The sequence below is a fragment of the Microbacterium limosum genome (assembly GCF_036324365.1).
In the GTDB taxonomy this organism is placed as follows: Bacteria; Actinomycetota; Actinomycetes; order Actinomycetales; family Microbacteriaceae; genus Microbacterium; species Microbacterium limosum.
This window is the reverse complement of record NZ_CP137080.1, coordinates 2,537,580-2,550,624: the sequence shown is the minus strand read 5'-3', so window position 1 is coordinate 2,550,624 and position 13,045 is coordinate 2,537,580. Positions and strand designations below refer to the sequence as shown.

The 13,045-nt window shown below is 65.2% G+C and carries 10 protein-coding genes and 1 pseudogene; 5 read left to right on the top strand and 6 right to left on the bottom strand.

Going from position 1 to position 13,045, the window contains the following annotated elements; all coding sequences use genetic code 11:
- Nucleotides 1-61: 61 nt before the first annotated feature.
- A pseudogene (gene istA / locus RYJ27_RS12250) lies at nucleotides 62-1,528 on the bottom strand (IS21 family transposase); the annotation flags it as partial.
- Between the two features lie 369 nt (nucleotides 1,529-1,897).
- Between istA (RYJ27_RS12250) and lnt the strand changes: the two are divergent.
- Both lnt and RYJ27_RS12240 read left to right on the top strand, forming a co-directional pair.
- Nucleotides 1,898-3,478, top strand: a complete 1,581-nt coding sequence (gene lnt, locus RYJ27_RS12245) for an apolipoprotein N-acyltransferase (protein WP_330170575.1) — start codon at nucleotides 1,898-1,900, stop codon at nucleotides 3,476-3,478.
- A gap of 264 nt (nucleotides 3,479-3,742) precedes the next feature.
- Nucleotides 3,743-3,994, top strand: coding sequence for a hypothetical protein (locus tag RYJ27_RS12240; RefSeq protein ID WP_330170574.1), 252 nt, complete (start codon nucleotides 3,743-3,745; stop codon nucleotides 3,992-3,994).
- 307 nt (nucleotides 3,995-4,301) lie between these two features.
- Here RYJ27_RS12240 and RYJ27_RS12235 read toward each other — a convergent pair whose 3' ends face one another.
- The 4 genes from RYJ27_RS12235 to RYJ27_RS12220 form a co-directional block, all read right to left on the bottom strand.
- Nucleotides 4,302-5,051, bottom strand: coding sequence for an ATP-binding protein (locus RYJ27_RS12235; RefSeq protein WP_330170573.1), 750 nt, complete (start codon nucleotides 5,049-5,051; stop codon nucleotides 4,302-4,304).
- On the bottom strand, nucleotides 5,048-6,607 hold the full coding sequence (istA, locus tag RYJ27_RS12230; protein ID WP_330170572.1) for an IS21 family transposase: 1,560 nt from the start codon (nucleotides 6,605-6,607) through the stop codon (nucleotides 5,048-5,050). Before istA (RYJ27_RS12230) ends, RYJ27_RS12235 begins: the two co-directional genes overlap by 4 nt.
- Before the next feature lie 195 nt (nucleotides 6,608-6,802).
- Nucleotides 6,803-7,141, bottom strand: a complete 339-nt coding sequence (locus RYJ27_RS12225) for a metal-sensitive transcriptional regulator (protein WP_330170571.1) — start codon at nucleotides 7,139-7,141, stop codon at nucleotides 6,803-6,805.
- A gap of 12 nt (nucleotides 7,142-7,153) precedes the next feature.
- The gene (locus RYJ27_RS12220) at nucleotides 7,154-9,187 is read right to left on the bottom strand and encodes a heavy metal translocating P-type ATPase (RefSeq protein ID WP_330170570.1); all 2,034 of its coding nucleotides are present in this window, start codon (nucleotides 9,185-9,187) and stop codon (nucleotides 7,154-7,156) included.
- A gap of 415 nt (nucleotides 9,188-9,602) precedes the next feature.
- Between RYJ27_RS12220 and RYJ27_RS12215 the strand changes: the two genes are divergently transcribed.
- The 3 genes from RYJ27_RS12215 (at nucleotide 9,603) to RYJ27_RS12205 (ending at nucleotide 11,682) form a co-directional block, all read left to right on the top strand.
- Entirely contained in the window at nucleotides 9,603-9,995 is a 393-nt protein-coding gene (locus RYJ27_RS12215; RefSeq protein WP_422732839.1) for a four-helix bundle copper-binding protein, read from the top strand.
- A gap of 65 nt (nucleotides 9,996-10,060) precedes the next feature.
- Nucleotides 10,061-10,678: a DUF305 domain-containing protein gene (locus RYJ27_RS12210; RefSeq protein ID WP_330170569.1), complete on the top strand. Its 618-nt coding sequence runs from the start codon at nucleotides 10,061-10,063 to the stop codon at nucleotides 10,676-10,678.
- A gap of 293 nt (nucleotides 10,679-10,971) precedes the next feature.
- Entirely contained in the window at nucleotides 10,972-11,682 is a 711-nt protein-coding gene (locus RYJ27_RS12205) for a potassium channel family protein (protein ID WP_330170568.1), read from the top strand.
- A 395-nt stretch (nucleotides 11,683-12,077) separates the two neighbouring features.
- Here RYJ27_RS12205 and RYJ27_RS12200 read toward each other — a convergent pair whose 3' ends face one another.
- Nucleotides 12,078-13,040 carry an Abi family protein gene (locus RYJ27_RS12200; protein ID WP_330170567.1) on the bottom strand — a complete coding sequence of 321 codons (963 nt, stop codon included), beginning with the start codon at nucleotides 13,038-13,040 and terminating at the stop codon, nucleotides 12,078-12,080.
- Nucleotides 13,041-13,045: the final 5 nt, after the last annotated feature.

The following is a 13,045-nucleotide window of genomic DNA, read 5'->3' as shown; positions in this document are numbered from 1 at the left end:
GGCGCCGCGACGTAGCCGACGGGTTCCTCGTCGGCGGTTCGAACCATGGGCCTCTGCCGCGTTGGTCCTGATTCGAGTCGAGGATCGGCCGCAGGTGCGCATACCTGGGTGATCGGACGCGGGACTCGAGCGCGATGCCAGCGGCGGCTTCGACACGGGCGGCGGAGTAGCGTCGGGTCATCCGCAGCACTGCCAGCGCAGCCCCGAGCCCCTGCTCATCGACCGGGACGGACTCGAAGATCCGGTTCACGATCGTCGTGGTGTGCTCCCCGACCCGAGCGGCCCACTCCCGCGCCCGTTGCGGGTCCATCTGCTGGTAGCGGGGCCCATCGGGCAGATCGCTGTCATGCGTCCGGTACTCGTTGACCACCCCGGCCGGGGCGAGCAGATGACTGGTGAGCCGCTGATCCCCGGCGAACACCTCCAACATGGTGTCGGTGATGCGCAGGTCGACAGACCGACCGATGTTCTCGTAAGGGACGGAGTAGAAGTTCCGCTCGAACACCACATGCCCGTTCTTCTGAACCTTGCGGCCGTAGAGCCACTGCGAGATCTCGAACGGAACCTGCGGCAGCGGCCGCAGCAGCGGCTTCTCCTCACCCTCGAACACGCTCAGCCGGGAGCCGGCGCGCTTCTGGAACGGCTTCGCGTTGTAAGCGGCGACGCGTTCGTAGACCGCGGCCCGCAACTCCGGCAGCGTCGCGAACCGCTGGTTGCGCAGAGCCGCGATCACCACCGTCGCAACGTTCCCGACCGTGCCCTCGACACTCGGCTTGTCCTTCGGCTTCTTCACCCGTCCCGGCAGCACCGCCGCCGAATAGTGCGCCGCGAGCTCCCGATACGCGTCGTTCAGCACCACCTCGCCCTCGGCAGGGTGCTTGATCACACCCGCCTTCAGGTTGTCCGGAACGATCCGCGGGACGGACCCCGAACCAGTCGAACATCGCCGTGTTCGCGCGCAACCAGGTGTCCTGCTTCATATCCAGCGTCGGCTCGACGAACGAGTAGCGGGAGAACGGCAGGCTCGCGACGAACAGGTAGACCCTCGTCGTGGTGCCGGTGACCGGATCGACCAGCTGCATCGTCTTGCCCGACCAGTCGACCTCGACCGTCTGCCCGGCCTTGTGACCGACCCGCGACGCCGCCCCGATCACCAGCACGTGACGCTGGTAGGTCTTGCAGAACCGGTCGTAGCCCATCGCCGTCTCGCCCTTGGCACGGCAGGCATCGACGTACTCGCCATGCAGCAGCTTCAACGTCACCCCGACCCTCGCGAGTTCCCGATGCACCTTGTCCCAGTCCGGCTGCGCGTGAACACTCTCGTGCTCACCACGCCCGGGGAACAGCCGCGCATCACGTCCGCTTCGTCGAGCTCGGCGATGTCGTCCCAGCCGATGCCCTCCCGGTCGGCGGCGTCGAGCACCAGGGCCACACTGGTGCGGGACATGCCCTGCGCGGCGATCTGCCGACCCGTGAGCCCCTCCGCGCGCAACCGAAGCACGAGCTTCACCTTGATCTTGCGTACCATCCGAATCACTCCTTCTGCCGCGTGATAGGCCACGCGGCAGAAGGAGCCTAGGAAGATGGCCCCGAACCCCAATATTCGGGCGCTCAACGACGCCATCGCGTCGATCAGCGAGTGGCCCTGAACCCCAATATCAGTGGCCCTCAGAAGCGCAAATACTCACGCGATTGCCGGCGTGGTTCTCGTCGTTGTCCAAGCGGCCCGGCACCCGGAGCCCGAACCAAGCGTTTACCGACAGGGCCGCTCCCCGAAAACCGCTTCAAGCGACCAGGAGAGCGGCCACACTCTCGAGAGTGAGAGGCAATCCCACCGCTCAACCTTCGTAGCGTCCGCCTCCGACCCCCGCGTGGCGGGCGATAACCCCCCAGGACCGTGACCATCCCGGTCCCGCTCGAGGCGGTTCGCCCCCGCCACGCGAAGTTGGCGCGGCGACGGGCGCCCCGATATGCCTTCCTGAGGACTCTGGCTCTCGGCGCACTGGGGGGTTCTCTCACGACGCTCGCGTTCCCTCCCGTCGGGTCTTGGCCCTTCGCGCTCGTGGGCGTGGCGCTGCAGGTCTGTGTTCTGACAGCACCTCGAATGACCCATGCGCTGGCGGGAGCCGCGGCGGGAGCGGCATGTTTCTGGGGCATTCATATTGTCTGGTTGACGACCTATCTCGGTCCCGCACCCTGGGCAGCACTCGTCGCGTTGCAGGTGCTCATGTCGGTGGGCGCCGCCGCAATCATGATCTCCGGGTGGAGGACGATTGAGGAGTGGATTCCGGGAGACGTCACCCGGATGGTGGTGGTTCCCGTGCTGGTGGGAGCGGCATGGGTCGGACGCGATTTCGTTACCGGGAACTGGCCGTATGGTGGCTTCGCCTGGGGTCGAATCGCCTACAGCCAGGTGGACGGCCCATTGCGCGACCTACTGCCGTGGGTCGGGGTTGCCGGAACCACTTTCGCCGTTGTCATAATGAGCACGATGGCCGTGCAGGTCGCGCGTTCGCGCAGATTGGGGTCCGCGTCCGCTCCACTCGTACTTCTCGTCGTTCTTTTAGCCGTTCCCTCTTTCTCCTTCAATGAGACGGGAAGTATGCGGCTCGGTGCAGCGCAGGGCAACTCGGATGCCGGCATCTTCAACGCCAGTGCGCCGGGGAGAATCTTTGCGGATCATGTGCGTGCAACGCAATCGCTGTATGACGAAGATCTCGATCTTCTGGTGTGGCCCGAGAATTCTGTTGATGTTGACGTCGCGCGAACCGCCGAGGTTCAAGCCACGCTCGACGGCATCGCCGATCGGGTGAGCGCGCCTATCCTTTTCGGCACGCTCACGGTAGACGACGATCAGGTCTTCAACAGCGCACTCGTCTGGCGCGCGGGCGTGGGAGTAGTCGAACAATATGACAAGAGGTACCCGGTCCCTTTCGCCGAATACCTTCCGGACCGTGCAGCTTGGTCAAGCCTCCTGCCGTTCGTTCCGTCGCTGATTCCTGTCGATATGACCCCGGGAACGACAGCCGCCACCGTCCAGGTGAACGGCGTCCCGATCGGTCTGGCACTCTGCTTCGATATCGTCTCCGACCAGCTCGTCCGGGAAACTATCGCTACGGGAGCCGAGATTCTGATCGTCCCGTCCAATAATGCTGACTTCGGGGATTCAGCTCAGGGTGAGCAGCAGCTCTCCATCGCGCGCGCCCGCGCGATGGAGACGGCTCGATCCGTGGCGAACGTGTCTACCGTGGGATCATCCGCGATCATCGGGCCCGACGGCGCAGAGATCGCCACGATGGCACCATTCACAAGCTCCGCCATGGTCGCCGAAGCGCCGCTATCCGACTCGGTCACTCCAGCGATGGCGGTAGCACCATGGTTCGACCGGATCGGCGTGGGCGTCCTCGTTCTGCTATTCGCGGCGGGTGCGGTGGCTGGACTCTCGTCGAAGTCATCCGCCGGAGCACGATTCCGCTGAGGCACTTATGATGCGTGACTCGCTACCACGATGCCTGCGCCGATTTGAAGGCGCCGTGAACGTGACGCACGTACCAAATGGCGAGGTCCGTACCGGCACGTGCGCCCGCGCTCGCCTAAAAGTGCGGTCTGCCCTGAACCGCCAGCGGCGCGGCCCGACTCGGTCGCACCAACTGTTCGTGTCGGCACAATTTGATCGCCGAGGTGCAGCACTTGTCGCCGCAGCATGTTGGTGCTGCAAAACCCCCACAAGCGAGGAGAACATATGGACACGCCGCGTAGAGAGCCCACCCAAGAAGAATTCCAGAAGCGTTTCCGCCGCCGCCGGATATATCTCCGCGCAGGTCAAGTGATCATGATCGGTGGAGCAGTGGTTGGCATCATCCACTGGCTTGCGCATTTGGAAACTTTCGGGCCAACTCAACCGGAAGGTTGGGTCGACCTCGCCGCAGGCTATCCTGCTGCCGCGCTGCTGGTGATCGTCGGGGCAATGGTGGCCAGCCGCAAGCCGTCTTGAGGCCTCGGGCGCCGGGTCACTGTCCTTGCATCTGGAGGGTGCGCCTCACTCCTATGGGTGTCCATCCGCCGAACTCCCTTCGCGCGGCTCGCGGCTGAGCACACTGCGCCGCGTCTGCCGCGCGATACGCGGGTGGAGAGACGGAGGGGTGAGGCGATGTTGGCGCGCGGTGTGCGGCAGACTGAGTATTTGGAGTCGTGAGCGCCACTGATTATTGCGGTTCAGGGCCACTCGGTATTCACTCTCGGGGTCACCGGTATTGCCGGTGAGCGCCACCCCCGCAGGTGCGACGCTCACCGGCCCGGGTTCAGTTGGCCGCGGCGGCGGTGTGCTCGCGCATGTTGACGTCGCCGGTCTCGATCCAGAGGGCGTTGTGGACGATGCGGTCCATGATCGCGTCGGCGTGGACCCCTCCGCCGAGGCGCTGGTGCCAGTCCTTCTTCGCGTACTGGGTGCAGAACACCGTCGAGGTCGCGTCGTAACGGCGTTCGAGGAGCTCGAGCAGCATGGACCGGACGTCGTCGGTGGGTGGATCGAGCAGCCATTCGTCGATCACGAGGAGGGTGAACGTGGAGTACTTCCGCAACCACTTCTCCCGACCCGCTGGCTTGTCTTTCGCGGCGGCCCAGGTCTCTTCGAGGTCGGGCATGCGGATGTAGTGCGCCCGGTAGCGGTGCTGACACGCCTGCTTCGCCAACGCCGAGCCGAGATAGCTCTTCCCGGAGCCGGTGAAGCCTTGGAACACGACGTTCATGTGCCTCGTGATGAACTGGCAGGTCCCGAGCTGCGCGATCACACCCCGGTCCAGGCCGCGTTGTTCGAGCATGTCGACGCGGCGGAGGTCCGCGTTCGGGTAGCGCAGGCCCGCTCGTCGGATGAGGCCTTCGACTTTGGAGTGGGTGAACGCGGCGTGGGCGTCGTCGACGGCGAGCTTGATCCTCTCCTCGAACACCAGCCCCATCGTGAGGCCCTCGTCCTGGATGTCGAGCGCGTCGACGAGGGCGGGGACGCCCATCTCCCGCAGCTTCCGCTTCGTCTCGGAGTCGAGCCGGCTCATCGGGTGCCTCCTGCGTAGTAGTCGGCGCCGCGGACGTAGCCGACGGGTTCCTCGTCGGCGGGTTCGAACCATGGGCCTCTGCCGCGTTGGTCCTGATTCGAGTCGAGGATCGGCCGCAGGTGCGCATACCTGGGTGATCGGACGCGGGACTCGAGCGCGATGCCAGCGGCGGCTTCGACACGGGCGGCGGAGTAGCGTCGGGTCATCCGCAGCACTGCCAGCGCAGCCCCGAGCCCCTGCTCATCGACCGGGACGGACTCGAAGATCCGGTTCACGATCGTCGTGGTGTGCTCCCCGACCCGAGCGGCCCACTCCCGCGCCCGTTGCGGGTCCATCTGCTGGTAGCGGGGCCCATCGGGCAGATCGCTGTCATGCGTCCGGTACTCGTTGACCACCCCGGCCGGGGCGAGCAGATGACTGGTGAGCCGCTGATCCCCGGCGAACACCTCCAACATGGTGTCGGTGATGCGCAGGTCGACAGACCGACCGATGTTCTCGTAAGGGACGGAGTAGAAGTTCCGCTCGAACACCACATGCCCGTTCTTCTGAACCTTGCGGCCGTAGAGCCACTGCGAGATCTCGAACGGAACCTGCGGCAGCGGCCGCAGCAGCGGCTTCTCCTCACCCTCGAACACGCTCAGCCGGGAGCCGGCGCGCTTCTGGAACGGCTTCGCGTTGTAAGCGGCGACGCGTTCGTAGACCGCGGCCCGCAACTCCGGCAGCGTCGCGAACCGCTGGTTGCGCAGAGCCGCGATCACCACCGTCGCAACGTTCCCGACCGTGCCCTCGACACTCGGCTTGTCCTTCGGCTTCTTCACCCGTCCCGGCAGCACCGCCGCCGAATAGTGCGCCGCGAGCTCCCGATACGCGTCGTTCAGCACCACCTCGCCCTCGGCAGGGTGCTTGATCACACCCGCCTTCAGGTTGTCCGGAACGATCCGCGGGACGGACCCGCCGAACCAGTCGAACATCGCCGTGTTCGCGCGCAACCAGGTGTCCTGCTTCATATCCAGCGTCGGCTCGACGAACGAGTAGCGGGAGAACGGCAGGCTCGCGACGAACAGGTAGACCCTCGTCGTGGTGCCGGTGACCGGATCGACCAGCTGCATCGTCTTGCCCGACCAGTCGACCTCGACCGTCTGCCCGGCCTTGTGACCGACCCGCGACGCCGCCCCGATCACCAGCACGTGACGCTGGTAGGTCTTGCAGAACCGGTCGTAGCCCATCGCCGTCTCGCCCTTGGCACGGCAGGCATCGACGTACTCGCCATGCAGCAGCTTCAACGTCACCCCGACCCTCGCGAGTTCCCGATGCACCTTGTCCCAGTCCGGCTGCGCGTGAACACTCTCGTGCTCACCACGCCCGGGGAACAGCCGCGCATACACGTCCGCTTCGTCGAGCTCGGCGATGTCGTCCCAGCCGATGCCCTCCCGGTCGGCGGCGTCGAGCACCAGGGCCACACTGGTGCGGGACATGCCCTGCGCGGCGATCTGCCGACCCGTGAGCCCCTCCGCGCGCAACCGAAGCACGAGCTTCACCTTGATCTTGCGTACCATCCGAATCACTCCTTCTGCCGCGTGATAGGCCACGCGGCAGAAGGAGCCTAGGAAGATGGCCCCGAACCCCAATATTCGGTGGCGCTCAACGACGCCATCGCGTCGATCAGCGAGTGGCCCTGAACCCCAATATCAGTGGCCCTCAGAAGCGCAAATACTCAGCAGACCGCCGCCGTGCTTCCGCCTGGTGGGAATTCAGGACCGCACGAGTCGCGCGATGGCGTCGGTGGCTTCTTTGATCTTGATGTCTGCCTCGTCGCCGCCCGCGCGCGCGGCATTGAGGACGCAGTGCTTGAGATGATCGTCGAGAAGACCAACGGCGACGACCTGCAGCGCGCTGGTGAGAGCACTGATCTGCGTCAAGATGTCGATGCAGTACTTGTCGTCCTCGATCATCTTGTGCACACCCCGGGCTTGTCCCTCGATGCGCTTCAGCCGGTTGAGGTACTTGGATTTGTCGGTGATGTAGCCGTGCCCGGCGGATTCGTGAGCAAAATCCGGCTCGTGAACGGGGTCTTGGGTGGTGTTCGACATGGCAGGGCCTCTCTAGCGGTTCAGAACGGAGCGAACGGACGCCTCGGGTCGGAGGTCGAGGCGGCGGAGCAGTTGGGCGTTGAGGGCGACGACGACCGTCGACAGCGACATCAGGATCGCACCGATCGACATCGGCAGTACGAATCCGATCGGCGCGAGCACGCCGGCGGCAAGTGGGACCGAGATCAGGTTGTAGCCGGCGGCCCACCAGAGGTTCTGCTGCATCTTGCGGTAGCTCGCCCGCGACAGCTCGATCACCGACACCACTGAGCGGGGGTCGGAGCTGGCGAGGATGACTCCGGCAGAGGCGATCGCGACGTCGGTGCCGGCGCCGATCGCGATGCCGACGTCGGCCTGGGCGAGGGCGGGGGCATCGTTCACGCCGTCGCCCACCATCGCGACCTTGCGTCCGCCGTGTTGCAGTTCGGCGACCTTCGCCGACTTGTCCTCGGGTCGCACCCCCGCAAAGTACCGGTCGATGCCGAGTTCGCCGGCGACCGTCCGCGCGACGGCATCTGCGTCACCGGTGATCATGACGACCTCAACCCCGAGGGCGTGCAGCGCCTCGACGGCTTCGCGCGATTCGGGGCGGATCTCGTCCGCGAGCCGCAGCCCGCCGATGACCGCGCCGTTCTGCATGACGTGCAGGATGATCGCGCCCTCATCTCGCCACGTGTCGGCGGCGGGGATTTCGGACGCCGCGGCCTCGGTGAGCAGTGCCGGCCCGCCGACCCGGATTTTGGTGCCCTCGACGGTCGCGGTGACGCCGACGGCGGGGGAGGAGTGGAAGCCGGATGCGCGCGGCACGGCGAGGTCCCGGTCCTGCGCGGCGCGGACGATCGCCTTCGCGAGCGGGTGCTCGCTGTCGGCCTCCGCCGCGGCCGCGAGGCGCAGAACGGTGTCGGGCTCGACATCCCCGACCGTCTGCACATCGGTGATAGTCGGCTCGCCCTTGGTGAGGGTGCCGGTCTTGTCGAAGAGCACGGCGTCAATCGTGCGCATGCTCTCGAGCGCCAGGCGGTCCTTGATGAGAACGCCCCCGCGCGCGGCGCGTTCGGTTGCGATCGAGACGACCAGGGGGATCGCGAGCCCGAGCGCGTGAGGGCACGCGATCACGAGCACCGTGATCGTGCGGACGACGGCCGCATCGGGGTTGCCGAGGAGGCTCCAGACGAGCGCGGTGATGACGGCGGAGCCGAGGGCGAACCAGAACAGCCATGCCGCGGCGCGGTCGGCGAGACGCTGTGCTCGCGATGACGAAGCCTGCGCCTCGGTGACGAGCCGTTGGATGCCGGCGAGGGTGGTGTCGTCACCCGTGGCGGTGATCTGCACGCGCAGCCCGGAATCGGTCGCGACGGTACCCGCCACGACCGGGTCGCCCACACCGCGTGAAACAGTGCGGGATTCGCCCGTGACCATGGACTCGTCCATGTCGGCGCTGCCGTCGACGATGCGCCCGTCGGCGGGAACGCTGCCACCGGGGCGAACGATCACGACATCGTCAACCCTCAGGTCGGTGGGTGAGACGGTGATCACGTCGTCGCCCTCGACCCGTTCGGCCTCGTCGGGCAAGAGCGCTGCGAGCGAGTCGAGGGCCGAAGTGGTCTGGGCTAGCGACCGCATCTCGATCCAGTGCCCGAGGAGCATGATCACGATCAGCAGTGCCAGCTCCCACCAGAACTCGAGCTCGTGATCCAACAGTCCGAGGCTCGCGCCCCAGGAGGCGAGGAACGCGACGGTGATTGCGAGGGCGATCAGCAGCATCATGCCGGGTGTGCGGGCACGCAATTCGGCGACCGCACCGGTGAGGAACGGGCGCCCGCCCCACACATACATGACGGTACCCAGCGCGGGCGCGATGAATGCGGCGCCCGGGAAGTCGGGCAGCTGGTATCCGACGAGCATCGCAAACATGCTCGAGAACGCCACGACGGGTACGGCAATGATCAGGTTGATCCAGAACAGCCGACGAAATTGCGTTACGTGATCGGCGCCGTGGCCCGCATGTGCCCCGCCGTGTTCTGCGTGTGCGTCGTGCTCTGCCATCTGTCCGGTGTGCTGACCGTGCTCCCCGGGGTGCGTCCCCCCAGGGGCGTGGTCAGAGGTGTTTGAGGTCATGGGCCTTTCCTATCGACAACGTCGTCGCGATCATCGGGTGGAACAGAGTGAGCGAGCGATTCAGCGGGCCCCATCGAGCCCGCATGTCATATCCATACCCGAAACTCGTTCATCGACATGACAACTTCCCCTCCTGGGGGGGTCGCCTTTGTTGGTATGGCGACAAGTTCACCGTATACCCCCATTGGGTATGGCGGCCGTGCTCGAGACGCTCTGGCTTGCTACGTACGTGTGACTTAGTACCGCAGCCCCCTACCGGTATGCAACCCCCTCCGTGGATGGGTATACCCGTTATAGCGTGCCGCTGGTCGGGCATCCGCCCGGCGGGAAAGGAGCAATGACGATGACCATTACGGGAGACATGCTGCGCACCCACCCGAAGGCCGATGCGAGCAATGCGCTGCTGACGTGTATCGAGGCGTGCGTGGAGTGCGCCCAGTCGTGTGCCGCGTGCGCTGACGCGTGCCTCAGCGAGGACATGGTCGCGGAGCTCACCGAATGCATCCGCAAGAACCTGGACTGCGCCAACGTCTGCGCCGCGACCGCTGCCGTACTGACCCGCCAGACGGGCAGCAACCCCGACACTATTCGTGCGGTCCTCGAGGCGTGCCGAGCCGCGTGCGCCGCTTGCGCGGAGGAGTGCGAGCAGCACGAGCAGATGCACGAGCACTGCAAGATCTGCGCAGAGGCGTGCCGCCGCTGCGAGCAGGCCTGCGTCGAGTTGCTCGCCGCCTGAGCGCGCGACCGATCGCGCCTCGACGGACGAGAGGCAATCGACGGTACGAATGAGTGAATGAGGAGATGATCGGTTTGTCGACGAATCAGAATAACGACCAACAGCGGGACCACAACGAGCGCCAGACGGGGCAGAAGTCGCGAATGCAGATGACGATGTATCTGCGATTCGCGGCGATGATCCTCACCGCGATGGTCGTCATGTACTGGGTGATGTTCGCCGGCTCGTGGGAGTGGGGCCACGTCCGCTTCAGCGAGAGCCGTGTGTTCATGGCGGTCACGATGGGCGGCACCATGGTGTTGGTCATGCTCGCCTGGATGCTGAACATGTACAAGAACACGAAAGCGAACATCGCGATCGTCGCAGTCGGGGTTTTGCTGATCGGCGGCGGCATCGCTCTCGACCGCAGCCAGATCACGGTGGATGACACGGACTGGATGAGCGCAATGATCCCGCATCACTCGCTCGCCATCACCCGTTCCGAACGGGCACAGATTCAGGATGTGCGCGTCTGCGAACTCGCGGTCTCGATCAGCGAAGCTCAGCGAAACGAGATCCTCGAGATGGACTGGCTGATCAAGGACATCGAGGAGAACGGCATCGCCGCCACTGTCGCCGAGGCTGAGGCCCGCGAGGTACCCGAGTTCGATCGCGCCGCCACGCGGCAGTGCCCCGCCGAGTAACTGGCGTAGTAGCCCGACGGGCATGTTAGGCCGCATCGCCATCTGATGCTGAAGCGGTGGTGCTTGCCTAACCAGCGGAGAGAATGAAAGTCGAGGAGCGACGCGATGCTGCCGGAGTCATGAACGTGCTGTCCGTCGTAGTCGGTGTCGCACTGATTCTCGTTGGCCTTCGTGACGTGTTCCACACGCTGTTTCACCCCGCCGGTCGCGGAGGGGTGAGCACGTGGGTGATGCGCGGAACCTGGCGGTTATCCCGGTGGCTGAGGGGGAGCCCGTCACCGCTTGCTGGTCCGGTGGGAATCGTCCTGGTCATCGTCGTCTGGGCAGCGCTGCAGGTTTGCGGGTGGACACTGATCTATCTGCCGCAGATGCCGGACGGCTTCAGCTTTGCCCCGGGTATCAACCCGGACCGCTATCCCGATCTTTTCTCGTCGATCTACCTCTCCCTCGTCACGCTTGGGACCCTCGGCTACGGAGACGTCGTCGCGACCACCCCCGTCCTGCGAATACTTGCCCCGCTCGAAGCGCGCACCGGCTTCATCCTCTTCACCGCCGCCGTATCGTGGATCATGCAGCTCTACCCCGCGCTGAACCGTCGCCGCACTACCACCTTGCGGACCCGGAGTCTCGTTGAAGGCGGGTTCGTGTCCCGCCTGGAACGCGACGAAGCGTACGAGACCGATGCGCTGGTGATGAACGAAATCGCCTCAGCCCTCGCGCAAACCCGCGTCGATCTCATGCAGAGCGCCGAAACCTACTACTTCGCCGAGAAGGATCGGTCCCTCGCGCTGCCCCAAGCGATGACCACCGGCTGGGGCATCGCGAAAACGGCCAAGAAGACCCGCATCCCCATCGTGGTGGCCGCCGGGGAGGTGCTCACGGTCGCCGTTTCCGACCTCGCCACGCTGCTGCAGGACGAGTTCTTGCAGCAAGCCGGCGACGACATCCCCGCCATCATTGACGCAGTAGCACGCGATCAAGGAGGAACCCGCTCCGCGGGCTGATAGAGGGCACTTTCCTTGCCCCGGACGAGGCCCGAGCCCGTGGGAACGCCGTGAGAAAGATTGACGAAAGCTCGGGGCCTTCGCAGTACACGGCCGAAAGGTCAAGTCTCGCGGAATGACAGCGAAGCCGGCCTGTTGTGCACGTATGAAAGGTGTTCCTGCTTGGGTTCAAATCCCACCGTCACCGCCAGCGCCGAAGCCCCGCGATCCCTTGTAACTACTGGGATCGCGGGGCTTTCGCTTTGCCCTGAGTGTGTCAGCGGTAACGCAACGGTAACCGGAACGCGACGTTCACCGAGCCCACGATCAACGACGTTCAGCTATCGGTCGAGGACGTGGACGAGATCACGTTGCTCACGCCCTTCGGCTAGTGAACGCGGCGCTGTGACTCCGAGCTACTTCTTCCAGAGTGCGAGTTCCTGCCAACCCTCGGGGAACCCCATCGTGTTCTCGAGTGTCATTCCTCCCACGTTGCCCAGCTTCTTCGCTTGCGTCGGCAAGGCCGACCACGCCCAGGTGCTCGACGGGTTTACGGCGCGTTCGAGATGTGCCGTAAGAGCAATCAGCAGATAGATCTTCTGGCGCTGGTCGTTGTCGAGCTCGTTGAGATGGTGCAGCTGTTCGGGTGCGACCTGTGTCGAGAACTTCGGCGGCACGTCGACGGTCGCCCGGTTCCAGATCCGGTTGCTGTGCGCGCAGTGGTTGCGAAGGATGTTCAGCGCACGTAGCGACCGATACAGCGTGTCCGAGCCGTTGCCCTTCAGGCCCAGCTCGTATGCGATCCTCTTCCGGTCTCGAGCATCCATCAGCGCGTACAGTCGGATCAGGCAGCCGAAGTCCATGAATCCGGTCGCCACCCAGATCGGGATCTCGCCGCCGTAGTGCAGGATGTGGTGCTTGACGTACTCCTCGTCCTTCGCATCCTTGCGGAGCTTCTCGTAGCGCTGCACCCATGCCTCGTGCTCGGTAAGACCGTCTTGATTGACGAGACGACAGGCTGACGCTTCGAGATGCTGGATCTTGAGGTGACCGTCGCCGGCCCGCTTGCCGAGCGTGTAGCCGACTTTCGTGGCGAAGCCGACCTCGATCTCCTGAAGCGCCTGGAGCAGCACCGCCCGGAGCTTGCGATCGAACTCGTAGAGGTGGAGAGCATCCTCGAGGCGCGCCCCCGGCCGGAAGTTCTCGGCGCGAGTGCGTTTGGCAGCAACATCCGCTTCCGTCGGCGGCTCCCTGAACGGGTAGGTGTACGCCGAGAGGCGGTAGTAGCCAATCCGCTTCAGCGCGGCAATCGCGCCCGGACGGTCGGCGCTCGTGAGGCCACGACCCAGCATCTTCGCGAGCTGATGGGACTGCTGCACGGATA